This window comes from Longimicrobium terrae (genome assembly GCF_014202995.1).
GTDB lineage: Bacteria > Gemmatimonadota > Gemmatimonadetes > Longimicrobiales > Longimicrobiaceae > Longimicrobium > Longimicrobium terrae.
Map to the genome: position 1 here is coordinate 76,496 of NZ_JACHIA010000019.1, position 20,377 is coordinate 96,872.

22 protein-coding genes are annotated in these 20,377 nt (G+C 68.9%); 4 read left to right on the top strand and 18 right to left on the bottom strand.

From position 1 onward, the window contains the following. Positions 1–145: 145 nt before the first annotated feature. From HNQ61_RS22365 to HNQ61_RS22385, 5 genes are read right to left on the bottom strand one after another with little or no spacing between them, the layout of a single operon-like run. On the bottom strand, positions 146–823 hold the full coding sequence (locus tag HNQ61_RS22365; RefSeq protein ID WP_170040337.1) for a class I SAM-dependent methyltransferase: 678 nt from the start codon (positions 821–823) through the stop codon (positions 146–148). 11 nt (positions 824–834) lie between these two features. Next, positions 835–2,346: a bactofilin family protein gene (locus tag HNQ61_RS22370; RefSeq protein ID WP_170037092.1), complete on the bottom strand. Its 1,512-nt coding sequence runs from the start codon at positions 2,344–2,346 to the stop codon at positions 835–837. Beyond that, positions 2,343–2,921, bottom strand: coding sequence for a glutamine amidotransferase-related protein (locus tag HNQ61_RS22375; RefSeq protein WP_170037095.1), 579 nt, complete (start codon positions 2,919–2,921; stop codon positions 2,343–2,345). Before HNQ61_RS22375 ends, HNQ61_RS22370 begins: the two co-directional genes overlap by 4 nt. A 33-nt stretch (positions 2,922–2,954) precedes the next feature. After that, positions 2,955–3,317: a HepT-like ribonuclease domain-containing protein gene (locus HNQ61_RS22380; RefSeq protein ID WP_170037098.1), complete on the bottom strand. Its 363-nt coding sequence runs from the start codon at positions 3,315–3,317 to the stop codon at positions 2,955–2,957. Beyond that, complete coding sequence (locus HNQ61_RS22385; RefSeq protein ID WP_170037101.1) at positions 3,307–3,606, bottom strand: nucleotidyltransferase family protein; 300 nt, start codon at positions 3,604–3,606, stop codon at positions 3,307–3,309. Before HNQ61_RS22385 ends, HNQ61_RS22380 begins: the two co-directional genes overlap by 11 nt. 170 nt (positions 3,607–3,776) lie before the next feature. Here HNQ61_RS22385 and sugE point away from each other — a divergent pair, with 170 nt between their 5' ends. Next, positions 3,777–4,100, top strand: coding sequence for a quaternary ammonium compound efflux SMR transporter SugE (gene sugE / locus HNQ61_RS22390; RefSeq protein ID WP_170037103.1), 324 nt, complete (start codon positions 3,777–3,779; stop codon positions 4,098–4,100). A 247-nt stretch (positions 4,101–4,347) separates the two neighbouring features. Here the strand turns inward: sugE and HNQ61_RS22395 are convergent, their stop codons facing one another. Beyond that, positions 4,348–5,304 carry an aldo/keto reductase gene (locus HNQ61_RS22395; protein WP_170037106.1) on the bottom strand — a complete coding sequence of 319 codons (957 nt, stop codon included), beginning with the start codon at positions 5,302–5,304 and terminating at the stop codon, positions 4,348–4,350. Positions 5,305–5,439: 135 nt separating this feature from the next. Beyond that, positions 5,440–6,570 (bottom strand): serine hydrolase, encoded by a 1,131-nt coding sequence (locus tag HNQ61_RS22400; protein WP_170037109.1) that lies wholly within the window; start codon positions 6,568–6,570, stop codon positions 5,440–5,442. A 164-nt stretch (positions 6,571–6,734) separates the two neighbouring features. On the opposite strand from HNQ61_RS22400, the gene HNQ61_RS22405 reads away from it, so the two are divergent. Continuing rightward, entirely contained in the window at positions 6,735–8,048 is a 1,314-nt protein-coding gene (locus HNQ61_RS22405; RefSeq protein ID WP_170037112.1) for an AraC family transcriptional regulator, read from the top strand. Positions 8,049–8,103: 55 nt separating this feature from the next. Further along, positions 8,104–9,777, top strand: a complete 1,674-nt coding sequence (locus HNQ61_RS22410) for a serine hydrolase domain-containing protein (RefSeq protein ID WP_170037115.1) — start codon at positions 8,104–8,106, stop codon at positions 9,775–9,777. 79 nt (positions 9,778–9,856) lie between these two features. Here HNQ61_RS22410 and HNQ61_RS22415 read toward each other — a convergent pair whose 3' ends face one another. The 3 genes from HNQ61_RS22415 to HNQ61_RS22425 all read right to left on the bottom strand — a co-directional run bounded on the left by HNQ61_RS22415 (position 9,857) and on the right by HNQ61_RS22425 (position 12,553). Beyond that, entirely contained in the window at positions 9,857–10,615 is a 759-nt protein-coding gene (locus HNQ61_RS22415; protein ID WP_170037117.1) for a hypothetical protein, read from the bottom strand. A gap of 336 nt (positions 10,616–10,951) precedes the next feature. Then, entirely contained in the window at positions 10,952–12,124 is a 1,173-nt protein-coding gene (locus HNQ61_RS22420) for a DUF2911 domain-containing protein (RefSeq protein ID WP_183685808.1), read from the bottom strand. Between the two features lie 210 nt (positions 12,125–12,334). Next, positions 12,335–12,553, bottom strand: a complete 219-nt coding sequence (locus HNQ61_RS22425) for a hypothetical protein (protein WP_205761882.1) — start codon at positions 12,551–12,553, stop codon at positions 12,335–12,337. 133 nt (positions 12,554–12,686) lie between these two features. Between HNQ61_RS22425 and HNQ61_RS22430 the strand changes: the two genes are divergently transcribed. Then, positions 12,687–14,507 carry a DUF885 domain-containing protein gene (locus HNQ61_RS22430; protein ID WP_205761884.1) on the top strand — a complete coding sequence of 607 codons (1,821 nt, stop codon included), beginning with the start codon at positions 12,687–12,689 and terminating at the stop codon, positions 14,505–14,507. 208 nt (positions 14,508–14,715) lie between these two features. Here HNQ61_RS22430 and HNQ61_RS22435 read toward each other — a convergent pair whose 3' ends face one another. The 8 genes from HNQ61_RS22435 to HNQ61_RS22470 all read right to left on the bottom strand — a co-directional run bounded on the left by HNQ61_RS22435 (position 14,716) and on the right by HNQ61_RS22470 (position 20,322). Then, the gene (locus HNQ61_RS22435) at positions 14,716–15,129 is read right to left on the bottom strand and encodes a hypothetical protein (RefSeq protein ID WP_170037121.1); all 414 of its coding nucleotides are present in this window, start codon (positions 15,127–15,129) and stop codon (positions 14,716–14,718) included. Between the two features lie 123 nt (positions 15,130–15,252). Continuing rightward, positions 15,253–15,879 (bottom strand): hypothetical protein, encoded by a 627-nt coding sequence (locus HNQ61_RS22440; protein ID WP_170037123.1) that lies wholly within the window; start codon positions 15,877–15,879, stop codon positions 15,253–15,255. Between the two features lie 155 nt (positions 15,880–16,034). Continuing rightward, positions 16,035–16,634 (bottom strand): hypothetical protein, encoded by a 600-nt coding sequence (locus HNQ61_RS22445; RefSeq protein ID WP_170037125.1) that lies wholly within the window; start codon positions 16,632–16,634, stop codon positions 16,035–16,037. Between the two features lie 21 nt (positions 16,635–16,655). Then, complete coding sequence (locus HNQ61_RS22450; RefSeq protein WP_170037127.1) at positions 16,656–17,294, bottom strand: hypothetical protein; 639 nt, start codon at positions 17,292–17,294, stop codon at positions 16,656–16,658. Positions 17,295–17,344: 50 nt separating this feature from the next. After that, a complete protein-coding gene (gene xerD / locus HNQ61_RS22455) occupies positions 17,345–18,262 on the bottom strand; it encodes a site-specific tyrosine recombinase XerD (RefSeq protein ID WP_170037129.1) in 918 nt (305 codons plus the stop codon). A gap of 7 nt (positions 18,263–18,269) precedes the next feature. Continuing rightward, entirely contained in the window at positions 18,270–18,890 is a 621-nt protein-coding gene (locus tag HNQ61_RS22460) for a DedA family protein (protein ID WP_170037131.1), read from the bottom strand. A gap of 27 nt (positions 18,891–18,917) precedes the next feature. Beyond that, positions 18,918–19,439 carry a 2-C-methyl-D-erythritol 2,4-cyclodiphosphate synthase gene (gene ispF, locus HNQ61_RS22465; RefSeq protein ID WP_170037133.1) on the bottom strand — a complete coding sequence of 174 codons (522 nt, stop codon included), beginning with the start codon at positions 19,437–19,439 and terminating at the stop codon, positions 18,918–18,920. Positions 19,440–20,061: 622 nt separating this feature from the next. Beyond that, positions 20,062–20,322 (bottom strand): hypothetical protein, encoded by a 261-nt coding sequence (locus HNQ61_RS22470; RefSeq protein WP_170037136.1) that lies wholly within the window; start codon positions 20,320–20,322, stop codon positions 20,062–20,064. Positions 20,323–20,377: the final 55 nt, after the last annotated feature.

The following is a 20,377-nucleotide window of genomic DNA, read 5'->3' on the forward strand; positions in this document are numbered from 1 at the left end:
CGCAAGCGGGAGAGGGGGAGACCTCAGCGCGTTGTCCGGCTTCGGCCCCGGTCGCCCGCTGTCGTGAGGCGGATGGGCTGATTGCGATCAGGCAGGTGGATCGGATCAGGCCGCGGCGGGTTCAGTCAGCCCGCGGGGGGTTCGGTCAGGCCACGGCGGGTTCGGCGATGATCAGAAGCGACGCGGGCCGGCCGGTGGACGGGTGGATGGCCTCGATCAGGCGCGCGAGACGGTATCCGGCGCCGGCGATCACGTCCATCCACGACTCGATCGTGCGAAAGAACCACGGCATCGGCGCCGCGAACTCCCCGCCGAAGCTGGCGAACGTTTCCGTCCGCCATCCATCCACGTATCCCTCATCCCCCATCGCCGCCCAGGGGTGCACGGTCTGGATCACCAGCGAGCCGCCGCGGGCCAAGGTCGTCCGCAACGCGGCCAGGAGCGCGGCGGGATCGTCATCCAGGAGCGAGAAGTTGCAGATCACCGCGTCGAATTCACGGCCGAACCGCGTAGGATCGGCCGCCACTTCGGCGTATGAGGCGGCGTGAAAGTCTCCCCCGCCCTCCCGCCGTGCGTCGTCGATCAGCTCCGGCGACACATCCACGCCGGTGACACGGATGCGGTTTTCCGCCAGCGCACGCGCCAGCCATCCCTCCCCGCATCCCACATCCAGCACGCGCGCCGGCTGAAGGCGGACGACGGCGTCCACGATCACCGCATCGGTCACTAGCCGGCGGCTTTCGATGCCGCCTTCGCGCACCACGCGGGTCCACGCCTCCGCGTTGGTGCTCCAGCTGCGCACCAGCGCCCCGGGACGATCCATATCCACTGAACTCACCGCCGCGCTGGAAGCGAAAGGCCAAAGGCGAACGCGGTGCCGCCCGTGGCGGGATCCATGAGCACGCGCGCCCGGACGAGGGTGAAGACGACGCCGACTCCGGCGTTCTGCACCCAGGGCCGGTCGTTGTCGCCGGTCCACGCGGCGCCCACCATGTGCACGGCCTCCACGCTGGGCGAACCCACGTACGGCAGCACGATGCTGTTGATGGGCACGGCGTAGCTGGACTCGATGAACACCAGGTGGTCGCCGCGGAACGAGGCGGTGCGCTCCGTGGCCAGCGTCGCGGCGCCGCCCATGATGCCTTCGCGCTGCGGCGGCGCGTTTCCGCTCAGCGGCGCCATGCCGCGGAAGTAGACGCGCAGCGTGTGCGTGCGCATCGCCGTCGCCTCGTAGCTCCCCTGCACCAGCCCCTGCGAGAACTCCGCGTCGCTCACACCGCCGGGTGCGACCTCCAGGTCGGCGGCGCCGTCGAAGCGCGAGGTGAGGCCGCGCCAGTGGTACTCGGTGCCGATCAGGCCGGAAACGATAGTCCCTTCCAGCACCTCGGGGTTTTCGCGGTTCAACGCATCCCCCCACAGCGACCACGGATCGCGCGTGGGCAGGCTGCGGTCGCGCGACACCTGCACGCCGACGCGCGGCCCCAGCCAGCTTTCGCCACTGATGAGCGGAATGCCCACGGGGCGCTGCACCTGCACGCGGATCAGGTCGCTGTCCCAGTAGTCGCGCTCGTCGTCGCCAAAGACCACGGCGCGCGCGGTGTTGGAGAACTCCGGGCGGATCCACGCGTCGTTGGTGCGGTGCAGCCGCGAAACCTCGCCCGTAAGGTGCACGTTCTGCCGGCCCAGCGGCACATCGAAGCGCGCGCCGCCGCCCAGGTGATCGTCGTTCTTGAAGCGGTACGCGCCAAAGACGCGGATGCTGGGCCCGTCAAAGTCGCGCGTGGGACGGATGGTTCCGCTGGCGTACAGCGTAAGCCCGTTCACGCGGTCGTAGCTGGGGAGCGGGCCGTATCCGGGGGCAAAGAACGGCGCGGCCGGCGGCGGCGTCACGCCGATAGCCGCGGTGTATGCGCCGTCCGCCGTGGGCACGGTCTGAGTCGCGACGGTCGTGCGCGGGTCCTGCTGAAAGAGCGAGTCGCGGCGGATGATGGCCAGCGCCGACGGGTACACGCCGCCGTCCAGCACCGCGATGGCGCCGCCCACCCGTCCGCCGGGGCGGATCCAGAAGTCGCCGCCCAGCACGGCGACCGAGCCCTCCACGCTTCCCTCCAGCCGCACTTCGGCGTCGTAGATGACCAGGTCGCCGTCGATGCGGAAGTCCGGCCCCAGCACCGTGTCACGGTCGATGTACACGTACCGCGCGCGGTCCACGATGCGGCGCGCCACGCGGACGGCGGGGCTGTCATCCGAGCCGGTGATGACGGGCACCTGCGCGCGGGCGGGCCGCGCGAACAGGAGCGCGGCCCCCGCGAGCGCGGCGGCGAGTACGGCGCGAAGTCGAGTCATCCGAGCCGGAGAAAGTTGCGCAGCAGGTCGTGCCCGTGCTCGCTGGCGATGGATTCCGGGTGAAACTGAACGCCCCACACGGGGTGCTCGCGATGCCGGACCGCCTGGATCTCGTCTTCCCATCCCTCTTCGTGCGTCCAGGCGACCGCCTCCAGTTCATCCGGAAGCGTGGATGGCTCGATGACGAGCGAGTGGTAGCGCGCCACGGTGAAGGGCGACGGCACGCCGCTGAAGATGCCGTCCCCGGTGTGGCGGATGGGGGATGTCTTGCCATGCATTACCCGCCGCCCACGCACCACGTCGCCGCCGTACGCCGCCCCGATGGACTGGTGGCCCAGGCACACGCCGAGGATCGGCGTGGTTGGCCCCAGCTGTCGGATCACCTCCACGGACACGCCGGCTTCCGCGGGCGTGCACGGCCCGGGGCTGATGACGATGCGCTCCGGCGCCAGTTCGCGGATCTGGTCCACGGACAGTTCATCGTTGCGGCGCACCTCCATCTCCGCCCCGAGCTCGCCCAGATACTGGACGAGATTGAACGTGAAGCTGTCGTAGTTATCGATAACGAGAATCACGTGTTAGCTTCGCTTCTTTCAAGTTGATTCTAGTCAGGATTCCGCGTCGCCCGGCAGCGGTGGAACCAGCGGCCTCAAAGCCACGATCAGTTCCGGAACCCGGAGCTTCAGCGTGTCGTACACGATCCTCCAGTTGACCTTGGCGTAGTCGTGTACGAGCAGATGACGCATGGCGCCCAGCCGGTCCCAGGGCACCTCGGGATGCGCGGCCTTGAAGGGCTTGGACAGCTTCCAGGCACCTTCTCCGATCAATTCGAGAGCCTTGGAAACCGCCCATTGATCGTACTCGTCCGCCGCGAGCTGCTCTTCGGTGAGGCCGGACGTGCGCATGACCACGCCTTCCGCGGTCAGGAGCATGGCCCACAGCCGTCCCGCATCCGCTTCGTCAGGCTGCACTGTAGACCACCTCGTTGCTTCGCAGGATTTGGTGCCGAACGAACGGGTTCTTCACCGCGGCCTTCTCCACGATGTCAACCTCGCGATGGAACAGTCGCGCCAGTTCGGCCTGCATGTCGACGATTTCGAACAGGGTGTGGCGCACGTCGTCCGTAAACTCCACCAGCACGTCGACGTCGCTGTCGGGGCGGAAGTCGTCGCGCAGCACGGAGCCGAAGAGCGCGAACTCGCGGATCTTCCACTTGCGGCAGAACGCCTCGATCTGCTCCCGCGGAATCTCGATGTTCATGGTCCGTACGCGCCGGGTGCGGTGAAGCCTCTCCGGGAAAATCACACGCACTGCCACGGGCGCGCAATGCTGGAGCGGGCGCGGCGTTGAATCGGGGGCGGGCGCGGCGTATGGTTAGGCGTGCGGATCGGGGCAGAACCCGGCGCGGATCTCAACCACCGGGAGACGGAATGGCGTGGACGTACCTGATCATCGCGGGCGTGCTGGAGGTGGTGTGGGCGATCGGCCTCAAGTACACGGAGGGCTTTTCGCGCCTGTGGCCCAGCGTGATCACGCTCACGGCGATGGTACTGAGCATGTTTCTGCTGTCCGTCGCCCTGCGGACGATTCCCGTGGGCACCGGGTACGCGGTGTGGACCGGCATCGGCGCGGTCGGCGCGGGAATCGTGGGAATGATGGCACTGGGCGAGTCGCGCGACCCGGTGCGCATTCTGGGCCTGGCGATGATCATCGGCGGGGTTGTGCTGCTGCGCGCGAAGTCTGGAGCGCACTGACGCATCGAACGGCAACTGAATCTCACGCGGAGGTCGCGGAGGTCGCGGGAACAGCAAGGGCCTGCACTGAGACAGAGTGCCCACGCAGAGATAGGAGCCGCGGAGACGAGAGGGGTCAGGGGAATTGTCATCCATCTCCCCTGACCCCGTCTTGCATCCGCGGCTCCGTCGTTCCCCGCCCTTGCAGTTCCCCCCGCGACCTCCGCGAACCCCCGCGGCCCCCGCGTGAGATGCAGTTTTCAGAACGTCAGCCGCGCAGAGCCTCGATGCGCGCGATCTCCTCGCCGGACAGGCGGAAGTCGCCGCCGCCCATCACGCCGTCCACCTGCTCCGCGCTGCGTGCCCCGACAATGGCGCCCGTGACCGCCGGCAGCCGCAGCGTCCACGAAACCGCGACCTCGCCCGGCGAGCGGCCGTGCGCCTCGCCGATGGAGCGCAGTTCATCCACGATGCGCAGCGTGCGGGAGATGGCCGGCTCCTGAAAGTCGGGGCTGCGGCTGCGCCAGTCACCTTCCGGCAGGCTGGCGGCGCGCTCGCGGGTCATGGCGCCGGTCAGCAGCCCGGAGGCCATGGGCGAGTAGACGATGACGCCGATGCCGTTCTGTTCGCAGAACGGCAGCAGATCGGTTTCCGCCTCGGGATGGACGAGCGAGTACGGCGGCTGCAGGGACGTCACCGGCGCGATCTTCTGCGCCATGGCCAGCTGCTCGACGTTCCAGTTGCTCACGCCGATCCACCGCACCTTGCCCTCGCGCTGCAGATCGGCCATGGCGCCCCAGCCTTCCTCGTTCTGCGCCATGTCGCCATCGATGGGCCAGTGGATCTGGTACAGGTCGATCGCGTCCACGTTCAGCCGGCGCAGGCTGGCCTCGCACTCGCGGCGGATGCTGTCCGCGCGCAGCGTCTTGTTGATGTCGCGCTTCTCATCCCACACCAGGCCGCACTTGGTGAACACGTAGGGCCGCGCGCCGGACCACCCTTCCACCGCGCGCCGCACCAGTTCCTCCGAGTGCCCCAGGCCGTACACCGCGGCCGTGTCGATCCAGTTCACGCCCAGATCGAGCGCGCGGTGGATGGATTCGATGGCGGCCTTGTCATCCTGCTCGCCCCACGCGAACTCCCACCCCGCCCCGCCGATCGCCCACGATCCAAAGCCGATCGGGGTGATGTTCATGTCCGAGTTTCCGAGCCTGCGAGTCTGCATTGCTTTCGTCCATCCGTTCAGGTCCGCTCGGCTCGCCGTGAGCCGGCCGCGCCCGGAAGCTGCGTGTTCCGTGCCTCCAGCGGCCCACGTTCGCATGGTTGCGGGAGATGGATGGCGCGCCGTTCCGTTCCCGCCTCACCGCGCGGCGGGAGCGGAGCCGCCGGCAAGGACCTCGCGCATGATTTCGTACGCGAGCCCCCGTCCGCCGTACGTCATGAACAGGTCGGCCGTGTCCACGTTGCCGAGCACGATCACGACGACGTCTTCGTCCGGCGCGAGCAGGTTCAGGTTGGTGTATCCGCCGATGGAGCCCTGGCGCTCCACCAGCGTCACGCGCCGGCCCGCGAAGGTGAGCGGGTACGTCCAGACGCTCAGCGCTACATAGCCGAGCGCCGGGTCCGCGCGGAACATGGTGTCGCGGAGGGCGGGGGCGAACAGGCGGCCCTGCAGCAGGGCGCGGTCAAAACGGAAGAGGTCCTCCGCCGTCCCCGCCAGCGCCCCCGCCGCACCGTACGAGGCCAGGCGCACGGGCGGAGAAGGCGCGAACCGGCGCGCGGAATCAGTGCCGATCCCCACGTATCCCGCCGCCAGCCGCATCTCCACGCCCTCATCGTGGATCATCCCCGTTTTGCGCAGCCCGGCGCGATCCAGAATCCGCGACCGCAGCGCCTGCTCGAACGACTGCCCCGTCGCCGCCGCCACCACGCGGCCGAGCACCAGAAAGTCCAGGTTGTTGTAGGAAAAGGTCTTGCCCGGCTCGGAGCTCAGGTCCGCGCCCAGCGCCTCGGTGACCATCACCTGCCGCGCGCTGTCGGCGGCGACGTGAAAGCCCGGGATCGCCTCGGTGTTCGTCAGCCCGGATGTGTTGGTGAGCAGGTGGCGGAGCGTCACGCGTCCGGCGTGTTCCGCGCGCAGTCCGGGCAGGTAGGCGGAGAGCGTGGAATCGAGCGCGAGCCTCCCCTCCCCAACCAGCTGCAGCACGAGCGCGGCGGTCACCTGCTTGGTGATGGAGGCCCACGGAAAGCGCGTCTCTGTCGTGTTCGGGATGCCCCACGCACGGTCCGCCTGGCCGATGGCACGATGGAACAGGATGCGGTCCCCGCGCCCCACCAGCACCACGCCGTCGAACGCGCCGCGCGCATGGTGGGCGGTGACGATCCGCTCCAGGCGGGTGGCGAGTTCCGCTCCATGATCGGCCGGCGGTGGCGTGGACTGAGCGGCGAGCCGCACGGGAAGGAAGAGGACGGCGAGGAGGAGGTGGCGCACGGGGACCGGCGGAGTTCAGGCCGTGGAGGGAGGCGCGGGGGATTCAACATAGTACAAACCCTGCACGTCTGCGTCCATCTCCGGTACCGGCGCGTTGCGGTCAGCCAGAGCGCCCGCGACATTGCACACACCTTCTACACGGACACTCGGTTCCCGGAAACCTCATGACCGATCCGCCGCTGATCGAGTTCAAGGCGCGCAGCATCACCCTGCTGCTGGGCGCCTTTCAGGGGCTGGTGCTGGCGATGCTGCTCGCCTGCACACGGCGGAACGCGGCCGCCAACCGCCTGCTCGCGGGGCTCATTCTGCTGATGGTGCTGCGGATCACGCCGTACATCATCGGCTTCGCGGGATTCTACGACGCGTATCCCTGGCTGACCTTTGCGCCGCTGGAGGTGTCGCTCGGGTTCGGGCCGCTTCTGTACCTGTACATCCGCACGCTGGTGGACGGTGCCCCGCCCCGCCGCTGGGCCACGCATCTGGCGCCAGCGGCCGTGCAGTTCGGCTACTACGCCGGGGCGTTCAGCCTGTCCTTGGAGGACAAGTGGGCGTGGAATGGCGCGGTGCACGAGCCCTGGCTGAGCCCGGCGGAAACGGCGGCCGCGCTGCTCTCGTTCGGCGTGTACCTGGCGCTCTCGTGGCGCGCGTTCGGTGCGTACCAGCGGTGGCTGGATGCGAACCTGAGCAACCGCGAGCAGCTGCGGCTGGGGTGGCTGCGCGGATTCCTGATCGCGTGCGGCGGATTGCTGGTGCTGTGGGCCGGGTTCGCCGCCACGGAGGCGTTCGTGCGCCCCCTGCGGTACCTGGACCGCTTTCCCTTTTACGTCGCGCTCGCCGCACTGGTCTACTACCTGGGGCTGGAGGGATGGCGCCACGCGGCGCTGGTGTATCCACATTCCGCCGCGATGGACCCGGTGGACGGCGCGGAACTGGATCCGCAGACGGAAGCCGCCACGGACGCGCAGCCGCTCTTCGCCGCGGCCGTCTCGGCCGATCCACCGGAAGCCGCGGAAGCCGCCACCGCCGCTCCCTCCGCAGAGGCTGATGAAGAGGACGGCATCCGCGCGGAAGCCGCCTATCCCGCGCTGGCGGAAGGATGGCGCACGCAGGTGAGTGAGGCCGGCTGGTGGCGGGATGAGGGGCTGACGCTGGCCAGCCTCGCGCGGCGGCTGCACGTCTCCCCGCGCACGCTGTCGCGCGGGCTCAACGAGGGGCTGGGGCAGTCGTTCAACGAGTTCATCAACCGCATGCGCGTGGACGCGGTCGTGCGCCAGCTTCGCGATCCGGCGTTCGGCCACGACGTGCTGCGGGCGGCGCTGGACGCCGGCTTCAACAGCAAGGCCAGCTTCAACCGCGCGTTCAAGGCCTACACGGGCCAGACGCCCTCCGCCCTGCGCCGCGCCGCCGCCGCGGAACGTCTCATTCCCCGCCAATCGGCCTCCCCGGCCGAAATCGCGACGCGCGACGCGGCTCGCTGAGCTACCGTCCGGGACGAAATCTCCGTCCCGGCACCGCTCACGTGAGAGCTGATCCATGCGCCCCCCGTTCCGCACCTCCCTTCCCGCCATCGCCGTACTCATCGCGACCGCGGCGTCGTCCCCCTCCCTTTCCGCCCAGAACGGCGCGCCCGGCGACGTGGCGCGGCTGGACGCCCTGTTCGCCGAGGTCAACACCGACAGCACACCGGGATGCGTGGCCGGCATCGCGCGCTCGGGGCTGCCCGTGCTGCTGCGGGCGTACGGGATGGCGAACCTGGAAACGCGCACGCCCAACACGCCGCGGACGATCTTCGAGGCGGGATCCGTCTCCAAGCAGTTCACCGCCGCGGCCGTGCTGATGCTCGCCCGCGCCGGGCGGCTCTCGTTGGACGACGACGTGCGCAGTCATCTGCCGGAACTCCCGGACTGGGGCGCGCCGGTGACCCTGCGGCAGATGCTGAACCACACCAGCGGGCTGCGCGACTGGGGCAACGTGGTGGAGCTCACGGGGTGGCCGCGCGGCACCCGGGTGTACACGCAGGATGACGTGCTGCGCGTCGCGGCCCGCCAGCGCGCGCTCAACTCCGCCCCGGGCGCGGAGTACCTGTACAGCAACACCAACTACACCCTTGCCGCCATCGTCGTGGAACGGGTGAGCGGCGTGAGCTTCGCGGAGTTCACCCGGCGCGCGCTGCTGCAGCCCGTCGGGATGACGCACAGTTCGTGGCGCGAGGACTTTGGAGCGGTGGTGGCGGGAAGGGCGCAGGCGTACGGGTCCGTCGATGGCGGCGGATGGCGGCTCAACATGCCGTTCGAGAACACGCTGGGGCACGCCGGGCTGCTGACCACGGTGGAGGACCTGCTGCGGTGGAACGCGAACCTGGAGTCGTCCGCGGTGGGCGGCGCGGGCTTCGGCGCGGAGATGGCGGCGGCGGGGCGGCTGGCGAGCGGGCGCGCGATTCCGTACGCGCTCGGGCTGGAGCCGGGAATGCGGCGCGGCGTGGCCGGCATCACGCACGCGGGCGCCACGGGTGGATACCATTCGTTCCTGGGCCGCTACCCGGAGCGCGGGCTGTCCGTCGCCATCCTGTGCAACGCGGGGAGCATCAACACCGAAGACCTCGGCCCGCGCGTGGCGGATCTCTTTCTCCCCGCGCCTCCGCCGACGCCCGGATTCCCGGTTCGCGCCACGGCGGAAACGGAAACGCGCGACGTATCAGCGGTGGCCGGCCTGTACCGCAACGCGCGGACGCGGATGCCGGTGACCATCACCGCGCTGGATGGCGGGTTCAGTGTGAACGGCGCCGCCCCTTACCTGCCGCGCTCGGCGACGTCGTTCGGGTCCGCGGACGGCTCTCGCCAGGCCACGCTGCTGCCGGACGCGGGCGGCGGCCGCGGTGAACTGCTCATCGTCCGTTCGACCGGTGACAGCACGCGTCTGATCCCCGTGGCCGCGGCGGACACGTCAGCCGCGGCGGTGGCGGCAATGGTGGGGACGTATCGAAGCGACGAGGCGGACGCGACCGTTTCCATCCGCGCGCGGGATGGCGGATTGGAACTGCGGATGGATGGCGATCGCGCGATGAGGCTGGAGCCGGCGTACGAGGATGCGCTCATCGCGCCGGATGATGGATGGCTGTTCGTGCTGCGGCGGGATATGGAAGGCCGGATCACGGGGATGAGCGCCTGGATCGGCCGCAGCCGCGACATCCGCTTTGACCGGCGCTGACCGGCGGCGCTGAAACGGGACGCCGCTGCGGACCTGATCCGCGGGTTCAATCGGACGACGTACGCGCCCGGCACCGTGCTCAGTGCTCCGCGGCGATCACGGCCGGCGACGGCTTCGGTGCGCGCATCTTCCGAAAGATGCCCCGGATCAGCGCCGCGAACGGGAGCAGGCCGATCACGTTGGCGTACATGAGGATGGGAATCCCCGCGCGCCTCAGCCCACCCCAGTGTGCACCCCACGCGTCGGAGATGATCAAGCCGGCTCCGTACCCGCAGCACCAGTCCGTGAGGACGAGAAGAAAGGTCCCGGGATCGTGAAGCGCTCCCAGCGTCTGCTGCTGCCAGGTTCCGTTGAAGCCGCCGAACCCCCAGATCGCGACGGCGCCCATCAACCCGATCTCAACGATTACGGTTGCGGCCACCAGCCGGACCTGTGCTCGCGCGGGCTGCAGTCCCGGGAACAACGCGCGCGTATCGCGTCGGAGAAGCAGGATGAGTACGGCGATCTGCGTCGCGATCACGGCTGCGGTGAACGCGGGCCCGAGCGGGGAGAGGAATTGGAACTCGTGAACGGCGTACATCGCGCGGGCGATCAGGGTCAGAACGCCCGCGCAGAACGCCGCGAGCGCGACCCCGAATCCATATCCCCACGGCCGCGCACGCCACAGTCCCACGCTTGCCGCGCCGTAGAGCAGAAAGAGGATGGGGATGGATGGATTGCCGAACCGGAACGGCTGCCCGTAGTCCACCGCGACCAGTGCTTCTTCGGCGATGCGGCTCGCGGGATAGACGAGGAGCAGAAGCGCCGCGAGGCGGTGCGGGCTGGAGAAGATGCGCATGGGGGATTATGGGCGGGGTCGTGGTGGGGTTGTTCTGTCATGCAGTTGAAGCCCCGATCGTGGACGCGACAGCGGCATGAGTCGTGGCTTACCGCTTTTGGAGCGGCGGATTTATTCGCTCAAGACGGGTTCGGCTCCACGCGACTCCGCCTCCCGCACCGGCTTCTCCGCTCGCGAGCGGATTCCGCTCACGCCGACCCTTCGGTGTGGCACGCCGACCCATCCGCCCGGCCCAACTCTCCGCCTTGCCGGAACCTCCGGCCGCCAACAACCCTCGCCCATTCTGTTTGGGAGAGTTGGGCGGATGGTGCCGGCCCGGGCAGGGGCCGTCCTGACCTACGGCTCCACGCGCACCGGGATGACGAACGCGGTGCGGTCCCACGACAGGCGCAGCGTGCCCGCGCCGGCCGCGCCCGGTACCACGTCGATGGTGAACGTCTCCACCGGCGCGGCGATCGCTTCGCGGCGCATGGGCACGCGCCCCACATCGCGCGCGGCGTCGTAGCTGGTGCCGTTCTGCCCCGTCTGCCGGTTCACGATCAGCACGCCGCCGTCCTCCGCGGGCATGGAGAACAGCGTGTACTCGCCCGCGGGAACGCGAAGGGTGTTCGCGCCTTCGCCCAGCACCAGCGCGCGATCCGTGGTCAGGTGCGTGGCGCGGTTGGCTCCCGTGCGCCACAGCTGCCCCCACCGCACGACGGCGGGAAAGATGTCGCGGCCGCGTCGCACCGGCTGGCCGTAGTCAATCACGATGCGCGCGCCGGACAGCGTCTCCTCCTCGCGCCCGCGGCCGGAAAGCTCGCCCATTCCCCGCCCCGCGCGGTCGGCGGCTTCCCAGCGCGCGGCGGCTGCCTGCATCTCATTGCCCAGCCAGGGCACGCGCGTCACCACCACCTTGCGCGTGGTCCCCGCCGCATCCAGCGACACCATGCGGCCGGACGCGTCCACCCGCGCCACAGACGGACCGCGCATGGGGTGCGTGAGCGTCCACGCGCCCGCGCCGGCCGGCGCCACGGTGAAGTTCATCATCCGCCCGCCGGAAAACAGGGGCTGCGTGCCGCCCTGCCCCGGCGCGCGCGCCACGACCAGGTTGAACGGCCAGTGCACCAGGTCTACAAAGGGCAGCGCCGCCGCCGGCCCGCTCACCTGCGATGCGCGCGTGCTGTCGCCTTCCGTCAGTGTGCGCGTCCATCCCTCGCCGGCGCGCACCCACGTTTCCGAGCGGACGGGCTCATCCGGCGCGCTGGGCAGATAGGTGTGCTCTTCGAACGCCGTCATCATCCCGTCATCCGCCAACTCCGCGACGTAGCGGCGCAGCGTGGTACGCGGCGAACGCACGACCGCCTCGGCCGTGATGCGCCCGGGCTGCTGCACCCAGCGCTCCAGCGCCAGCGTGTCGCGGCCCAGAACGGTGACGAGCGCCGCGCTGTCGGCGCGCATCTGGGCGTGCGCGGCGGGCGCCAGCGTGGCCGCGAGCAGCGGAACCGCCGCGCTACAGAGGAATCGCATGGAGTTCATGGGCATGGCTGCTTCGCAAAAGGTGAGGGGAAATGCTCACTGATCGCGCCGTCCGAGCGCGTCCGGCGAGCCATCGATCAATCGAAAGCCGACACCGTGGTGCGGATGGATTGAAATCGCGATCGTGCGACTCGTCGCTACTGCTCGATCCACACACCCTGTCGATCAACAGTACAGCAGATCGGTAGATAAGCGGACCGGTCAGTCAATCGGCAGTTCAGTGGATGGGCAGATCCCGTTCGTCCGGCGTCGATTCGCTCCATTCGGCAGATCATCCGAACCGTTCAGCGGATCGAGGGATCGACGGATCGACGGATCGACGGATCGACGGTTCCGCGGATCGGGCGGCGTGCTGCCCGTGGACGACACGGTAGCCCACCCATCCGCTTGCCACAACGCTGGGGCGATGATGATCGTCATCCGCCACGGATCAAACGAATCGCGTGGATGGCGGGTCTGCAAGGGACACTCCCGGACTGGCGGAATCGGCGTACCCCGCGCCATCCTCATCCCGCCATCTCCCGCTCTTTCATCATCCCAGGAGGACGTTCCCTTGAAGCGAAGCATTCCCCTGTACGCAGGCGTGCTGCTGTCCGCCGGCTGCGCGGCGCCGCAAGCCGGGATGGAGACCGCCCCCGCGGCCGCGCCCGCCCCCGCAGTCGCGCAGGACGCCAACCAGCGGCTGGACCAGCTGGCCGAGGCGTTCTTTGAGGCGTCGCTGCCGCTGAACCCCACGCAGGCCACGTCCATCGGCGACAACCGCTACAACCACCTGTTCACCGTGGGCTTCAGCGCCGAGAGCCGCGCCGCCGCCCGCGCCCTGCGCGAGGAGTACGCGGGACGGCTGCTCGCCCTGGACCGCGCGTCGCTGGACGCCGAGCACCAGCTGACGTACGACGTGTTCACGCGCAACCTGGAATCCGCGCGCGCCGGCGAGCAGTTTCCGTCACACCTGGTACCGCTGAACCAGTTCTTCAACTGGACGGCGGGATTCGTGGGGATGGGGGCCGGAACCGGCGTGCACCCCTTCAAGACGGTCAAGGATTACGACGATTTCCTGTCGCGCATCAACGGATTTCAGCAGGGCGTGGACGTCACCATCGCCAACATGCGCGAGGGGATGGCGGCCGGCGTGGTGCAGCCGCGTGTGCTGATGGAGCGCGTGCTGCCCCAGCTTTCCGCGCACGTGGTGGCTGATCCCACGACGAGCCTCTTCTACGGCCCGGTGACGAACATGCCGGCCGACTTCAGCGCCGCGGACCGCCAGCGGCTGACGGCGGCGTACACGGCCGCCATCCGCGACCGCATCGTCCCCTCGTTCCGCAAGCTGCACGACTTCGTCCGCGACGAGTACCTGCCGCGCACGCGCACGACGGTGGGCCTCTCCGCCCTGCCCAACGGGCGCGCGTGGTACGAGTACCAGGTGCGCGCGGTGACGACGACGGATCTGACGCCGGAGCAGATCCACGACGTCGGGTTGTCGGAGGTGGCGCGCATCCACCGGGAGATGGAAAAGGTAAAGGAGCAGGTCGGCTTCCGCGGCGATCTCAAGGCGTTCATGCAGCACATCCAGAGCGATCCGCGCTACCGGTATACGACACGCGAGGAGATGCTGGCGGACTACCGCAACGCGCAGGCGCGCATCGACGCCACCACGGACAGGCTGTTCAACGTAAAGCCGGCCGCCAACTACGAGATCCGTCCCGTGGAGCCGTTCCGCGAGCGCAGCTTCAGCGGCGGATCGTACACGGCGGCCAGCCTGGACGGGTCGCGCCCCGGCGTCTTTCACCTGAACACGTACGATCCCACGGGCCGCCCGCGCTACGGCATGGAGTCGCTGCTGATTCACGAGGGCTCGCCCGGCCACCACTTTCAGATCAGCATCGCGCGCGAGCTTACGGGCGTGCCGCGCATCCGTCGCTTCGGCGGGTTCACGGCATTTTCGGAGGGATGGGGATTGTACGCGGAGACGCTGGGCAAGGAACTGGGACTGTATCAGGACCCCTACCAGTACTTCGGATTCCTGTCGTCGGAACTGTGGCGCTCCATCCGCCTAGTGCTGGATACGGGGATTCACGCCAAGGGCTGGACGCACGCGCAGGCCAAACAGTACGCCCGTGACAACTCGGCCACGAGCGAGTCCACCATCGAGGCCGAGGTGGAGCGGTTCAGCGCGATTCCGGGCCAGGGGCTGGCGTACAAAATCGGCGAGCTGAAGATCACCGAACTCCGCCGCCGCGCCGAGGCCGCGCTGGGCTCGCGCTTCGACATCCGCGCGTTCCACCGCGCCGTTCTGGAGGACGGAGCGCTGCCGCTGGACGTGCTCGATGCCAAGATCAACCGCTGGATCGCGGCGCAGCAGCAGGCGGCGTAAGCGGCGGATGCGCAGGAGGTTTGTCCATGGCCCGGGCCTCCCCGTCCGCCGCAGAGTATCCTGAGCGAATGAATCCGCCGCTCAAACAGCGGTAACCCTCGACTCATGGCCGCTGACGCGTCCATGATCGAGGCTTCAACTGCGTAACAACAGCCGGACGAGAACGACGAAGCGCCGCCAGAAATGGCGGCGCTTCCTGTTTCCATGATCAGCTGGAGATGGATTGCCGTTCAGTGCTGCGCGTCACTGCCCGGGGCGGGCGCGCGACGCGGAAGCGCAGCACCAGCGCCGAGGCCGCGTAGCCGATGAATCCGCCGTAGATGGCGCCCGGCAGCGATCCCATCGTCGCGCCCACCGCCGCCCCCGCGACCGTCCCCAGCAGCGTGCCGCCGAACGCCAGGCCCAGCGGAACGTGCCGCATCAGCAGCCACGCCGTGAGCGGCGCCAGGACGGCGCCCGCGATCATCCCCATCCCCGCCCCGAACACGAGAACCTCGGGGTAGCGAAACCATCCATCCCATTCCAGAAGCATCCAGGCAACCTGCGCGACCAACCCGGCGATCGCGCCGAACACCGCCCCCGCCGCGCTGAGCCCCAGGGTCACCAAGATCGCTCGCCGCATCGCCGTCCTCCTCTGAGAAGTACTTTGTATCGCAAAGAAGAGTAACGGTCGAGATCGGGATCGTCAACGCACCCGTCCAAACCCTGAGTGGCCGGGCGGCTCCCGGCGGCTCTGTCGGGTTCGTCAGGAGATCGACATCCCTGCCCACCCTGTCACCCTCCACTGCCCGTCCCGGTACTTCAGCAGGAGCAAGCCTCCGCCGCCGCACAAATTTCCGCACCAGTAACTCTGCAGCACGGCCGCGTGGCGCCGCTGTTCATCAAACCCCGGACGGGAGAGGAACTGAATGGAGGCGGCGCCCGGATACAGCTGCCGCAACCGCTCCCCGGACGCGTTGATCCCGCCCGGCGTGGACCGGACCGAGTCGATCCGTGCGATGGAAAGCAAGCGGAACCGGGTGGAGTCCGCGGACAGGGTGGCGAGCGAGAGCGGTGACCTGGTGCGCCGAAGCAGATCGGGAAAGACCTCGCCCGGAAACCGGATCCCCTGTTCCCGCAGGGTCCTGTCATCGGGCATCATGTACCGTTCGGCCGGGGTCGTCACGGACGCGGCGAGAATCAGTAGCCGGCGTACGCCGATCACCTTGCCCGTCGAGTCGTATTCCTTGGCGTTGGAGAGGTCCTCGAGCACCGCGAGCAGTACGTCGCGCTCATCCTGCTCCAGCGTCCGCGGCTGGACGGTCGCGAGCGGCGCGCACGAGGCGCAGGCGATGGCAAGAACAAGGAGGATGAGTCCGCGGATGGAGAGCATGTGGTCGGGCGGTGCGTGAGGTGGGAATGGTGGCAAGTCGCCGGGCGGTGCTGCGCGGCGCGAACCAGCGTCCGCACGCATCTTCATCCTCCGTCTCCTGCACGAGTCACTGAGGCTGTGGAGTTCCGCGTGCCGGGCACGACGGCGAGGGCGGTTCAGCTTACGGTGTCGGTGAAGCCGCCGAGGCGCGTCCACCGCCCGTCCGGCTGGCGGCGGAAAAGGACGTACCCGCCGTGGCCGCAGAGCGGGCCGCACCAGGTGGACACCGCCAGCGCCGCATGCGTGCGTGTGCGGTCGAAGCCCGGCCGTGACATGGAGATGACGTGGATGGCCCCAGGGACGACCTCGTGCAGCCGCGCCGACGTCTGAACGTCGCTCCCGGTAAAGACCTGCTCGCGCTCCTCGTTCGTCAACCAGCGCACGCCCGTCACGGCGCCGAGTACCGACGAGAACTGGACGCGCGCCTCGCTGCGCGCGCCGGCGTCGAGCAGCGCGGCGTACGGAAACCCGCCTTCCACCGTTTCCAGCCATCCCCGTTCCGGCGCGCTGCCGGAAAGCATCGTCTCGTCGATCACCACCGCCGGTCCGTGCACCTCCGCCGAGGCGCGTGCGATCTCCAGGTATGCGCTCCACACCGCCCGCTCGTCCTCCGCCAGCGTGGCGCGTCGCGACCCGCCGTGCCCGGCGGCCGCGCATCCGGCCAGGGTCAGGAGCAGCGCGAGGATGAAGCGATGGGAATGTTTCGGAAGACGCATTCGTCAGCGGCGGCAAGGATGTCAGGCGATCGTCATGCCCACGTACCGTAGAACGCGCCAGCGTCCTCGATGGAAATCCAGCAGCAGAAGCCCGCCTGTCCCACACTGGTTTCCGCACCACAGACCGACGCTTACGGCCGCGTGCGTCCTGGATGGATCGAACCCCGGGCGCGAGATCAGATGCACGCCTCTCGCCTGCGGATACCGGAGATTCAGCAGGTGACCGGGCGCGTTTACCCCACCCGGTGCGTTTCGAAGCGAGTCGAGCTGGACGGCCGTAATCACTCGCGCGCGGAGGGAATCCCCGGTCAGCGACACGATGGGAACTGGCGCAGCGCTGCGGCGAACCAGATCGGACAAGGCTTCCGCGGGGAGGCGGACTCTCTCTCGCCGCAGCGTTTCACGCCCCGGCATCAGGGCGGGATCTACGGATCTGGTCGTCGCGAGCAGGACCACGGGAACGCGGTGCTCGCCTACGACCTGGTCGGTCACGGGATCGTGCTCGGCTTCGATTTCCAGGCTGCGGATGGCCGCCAGCAGCACGTCGCGCTCATCCTGTTGGGGTGTGCGCGGCTCCCTGTGCAATCCCGGCACGCACGCCGTGTACAGGCATGTACAGGCCATCAGCGCAGTGAAGCGGATCGCGGTCCGTCGAGGCATGTGGATGCGGAGAAGTGGGACAAATCCCGGTGTGGCCGGCTCCCGCCCGATCACGCGCGCGGGTGGTGGGAGCGGTGCTCCTGGTGCAGGTAGCTGCGGTCTACGTGCGTGTAGCGCTGCGTGGTGCCGATGTCGGCGTGGCCCAGCATCTCCTGAACGGCCACCAGGTCCGCCCCGCCCTCCAGCAGGTGCGTGGCGAACGAGTGGCGAAGCACGTGCGGCGACACGCGCTTCTCGATCCCCGCCGCCTCCACGTGGCCGCGCAGAATCTTCCACACGCCCATCCGCGTCAGCGGCCCGCCGCGCGCGTTCAGAAACACGCGCCCCTCGGATTTCCCCCGGTCCAGCCGCGGCCGCGTTTCGCGCAGGTAGATGCTGAGCGCGCCGATCGCCCGCCGCCCAATGGGCACCAGCCGCTCCTTGGCGCCCTTGCCGAACACGCTGGCAAAGGCGTCGTCCAGGTGCAGGCTGCGGAGGCGCAGGTCCGTCAGTTCCGACACGCGCACCCCGCTGGCATACGCAAATTCCAGCATCGCCTTGTCGCGAAACGCGAGCGGATGGTTCAGGTCCGGCGTTTCGATCAGCTTCTCCATTTCCGCCACCGTCAGCACGTCCGGCAGCTTCTTCCACGCCTTGGGGGTGTCGATGCGCTCGCTGGGATCGCCGACGACCAGGTTTTCGCCGATCAGAAAGCGGAAGTAGGTGCGCAGCGACGACACGTTGCGCGCGATGGACGACGGGGCCAGCCCCAGATCCTTGAGCAGCAGCAGATACGCGCGCAGGTCCTGCGTGGACACGTCGCCCGGCCCGGCGCGGCCGCGGCTGGCGGCAAACTCCACCATGCGGGCCACGTCGTGCTCGTAGCTTTCCAGCGTCTTTTCGGAGAGGCCCCGCTCAAACCGCAGGTGGTCCAGGTACGGTTCGATGGAAAAGGAGAGCGGCGGGGCGGGTTTGGGGGTGGATGACACGCGGACGTCACTCCTCCTGCTTGCGGCTCTTCCACCAGAACCAGACGACGATGACGGCCAGGATGGCGGCGGCGATGGCCAGCCAGCGGCCGGAGGCGTCCACGGCGGCGCGGATGCGGTCCCAGTTCTGCCCGGCCGTCGCGCCCAGGTAGACGATGAGCCCGTACCACGCGCCCGAGGCCACGGCGATGGGCACCGCCGCGCGCCAGAAGCTCATCCCCGTCGTGCCGGCAAAGATGGGGACCACGGCGCGGAACGCCGGCAGAAAGCGGCTGACGAAGATGACCTTGGCGCCGTGCCTGTCGTACACGCTGGCCAGCCGGGCCATCTGCTTGGGCTGCACCAGAAAGCGTCCCGCGCGAGTGTCGAACAGCGCGGGTCCATAGCGGCGGCCCAGCCAATAGACGAGCAGCGCGCCTGCCACGTTGCAGATCCAGACGATCAGAAAGGCGATCCACGGGTTCACCACCCCCTGCCCCGCCAGAAAGCCGCCGGTGAGCGCGATGGCGTCTGCCGGCACGGGGGGAAACACGTTCTCCACCGCGGCAAACAGCCCGATGACCACGTACACCAGGGCCTCGGAAAGGCCCTGCATCCATTCAATCAGCCGGTCAACCAGCCCGCCCATCCGGTACTCCCCGTCGGTAGCCGCGTGTCAGAGCCCGGGATCGCGCCGGTGCCGCGCGTGCAGCGCATCCAGGTCCTCGATGCTGTCGATCAGCGCGACGGCGAAAGTGGCAATTCCCTCGCCACGCCCAATCCATCCCATCCCCTCGTTGGTCTTTCCCTTGATGGATACGTGGTCCGGCGAAATGCCCAGCACGGCGGAGAGCCGTTCGCGCATGGCGTCGGCGTGCGGGCCGATCCTGGGCTGCTCGCAGACGACGGTGACGTCCACGTTGACCACCTGGTGGTTGCGCCCTTCCAGAAGCCGCACCACCTGGGCCAGCAGCTTCATGGAGTCCGCGCCCTTCCACGTATCGTCCGATGGCGGAAAGTGGCGGCCGATGTCGCCCATTCCCGCCGCGCCCAGGAGCGCGTCGGTGACCGCGTGGGCCACGGCGTCCGCGTCGGAGTGGCCGGTGAGCCCCACGGGGTGCGGGATGGAAACGCCGCCCAGGATGAGCGGACGCCCCTCGGCGAAGCGGTGCGAGTCGTAGCCGTGCCCGATGCGCATTCCGGTGGTGGTTGGTGTGGTGAGGGTATTGACCTGACCATACAACCTACCGCGATACGTCCGACTCGGAAACGCCAGCCGACCCGGGTTGAACTGGTGGAGTTTTCCCGGCCCAAGACGGAAAGCATCATTGTATTCCCGTGAGGCTTCACCCGCGCGCGGGGGCGGGTTTCGGTGCGTCGGGCGGGGTTCGCGGGCGGCCCCCACCCGGGCCGGCACCACCGGCCCACCCTCCCCCAAAAAAGACTGGGGGAGGGTTCGGCGCGGCCAACGGTCCCGTGCGGGAAGCGGAACTCGTCGCGTGGGCGGAGTCCGTTGAGCGAATGAATCCGCCGCTCCACAAGCGGTAAGCCCCGACTCGTGGCCGCTGCCGCGTCCATGATCGGGGCTTCAACTGCGTCGGGAACGACATCCAGCGGAGACCGCGCCGCAAGCCGAAGCCCGGTTCGGCGCCGAACGGCTCCCCCTCTCCCGCGGAGCGGGTGGAGGGGGCTGGGGGGAGGGGGCCTCTCCGAACGCAGCAGATTCTCCGGAGCCCTCGCAAAGTTTCTCCAATCCCCAAACGCGGACCGCCCCGCCGAAGAACGTCTTCGGCGGGGCGGATGTTCATCCCGCGACCGGCTCAGTCCAGCAGGCAGACGGCGCAGGTGGTGTTGCCCGAACCGCAGATTCCGTCGCACGAGGCGTAACAGGTGCCGCCACAGGTGGCAAAGGCGCAGGTGTATTCGCCGTTGCAGGTGGCCCAGGCGGCGTCGCAGGTGGGGTCGTTCACCGTTTCAACCTTGCGAAGGTGTCCATCCACGGTGCCGCGGCTTTCCATCGCGTCACGGACAGTGAACGAGGTGACTTCGAGTTCTTCGACACTCAGCTTCAGCTTGCGCATGGTGGTGCTCCGAAAAGGAGTGGTATTGGTGGCCGGACGCCGCCGCCCGGCCGGG

Coding starts and splice junctions, on each gene's coding strand:
- sugE (WP_170037103.1), top strand. CDS start 3,777: ATGGCGTGGACGTACCTGATCATCGCGGGCGTGCTGGAGGTGGTGTGG.
- HNQ61_RS22435 (WP_170037121.1), bottom strand. CDS start 15,129: ATGCGGCGAGCGATCTTGGTGACCCTGGGGCTCAGCGCGGCGGGGGCG.
- HNQ61_RS22395 (WP_170037106.1), bottom strand. CDS start 5,304: ATGCAGACTCGCAGGCTCGGAAACTCGGACATGAACATCACCCCGATC.
- HNQ61_RS22470 (WP_170037136.1), bottom strand. CDS start 20,322: ATGCGCAAGCTGAAGCTGAGTGTCGAAGAACTCGAAGTCACCTCGTTC.
- HNQ61_RS22425 (WP_205761882.1), bottom strand. CDS start 12,553: ATGACGATCATCATCGCCCCAGCGTTGTGGCAAGCGGATGGGTGGGCT.
- HNQ61_RS22445 (WP_170037125.1), bottom strand. CDS start 16,634: ATGCGTCTTCCGAAACATTCCCATCGCTTCATCCTCGCGCTGCTCCTG.
- HNQ61_RS22365 (WP_170040337.1), bottom strand. CDS start 823: ATGGATCGTCCCGGGGCGCTGGTGCGCAGCTGGAGCACCAACGCGGAG.
- HNQ61_RS22450 (WP_170037127.1), bottom strand. CDS start 17,294: ATGCCTCGACGGACCGCGATCCGCTTCACTGCGCTGATGGCCTGTACA.
- HNQ61_RS22405 (WP_170037112.1), top strand. CDS start 6,735: ATGACCGATCCGCCGCTGATCGAGTTCAAGGCGCGCAGCATCACCCTG.
- HNQ61_RS22410 (WP_170037115.1), top strand. CDS start 8,104: ATGCGCCCCCCGTTCCGCACCTCCCTTCCCGCCATCGCCGTACTCATC.
- ispF (WP_170037133.1), bottom strand. CDS start 19,439: ATGCGCATCGGGCACGGCTACGACTCGCACCGCTTCGCCGAGGGGCGT.
- HNQ61_RS22440 (WP_170037123.1), bottom strand. CDS start 15,879: ATGCTCTCCATCCGCGGACTCATCCTCCTTGTTCTTGCCATCGCCTGC.
- HNQ61_RS22385 (WP_170037101.1), bottom strand. CDS start 3,606: ATGAACATCGAGATTCCGCGGGAGCAGATCGAGGCGTTCTGCCGCAAG.
- HNQ61_RS22370 (WP_170037092.1), bottom strand. CDS start 2,346: ATGACTCGACTTCGCGCCGTACTCGCCGCCGCGCTCGCGGGGGCCGCG.
- HNQ61_RS22420 (WP_183685808.1), bottom strand. CDS start 12,124: ATGCGATTCCTCTGTAGCGCGGCGGTTCCGCTGCTCGCGGCCACGCTG.
- HNQ61_RS22460 (WP_170037131.1), bottom strand. CDS start 18,890: ATGGGCGGGCTGGTTGACCGGCTGATTGAATGGATGCAGGGCCTTTCC.
- HNQ61_RS22415 (WP_170037117.1), bottom strand. CDS start 10,615: ATGCGCATCTTCTCCAGCCCGCACCGCCTCGCGGCGCTTCTGCTCCTC.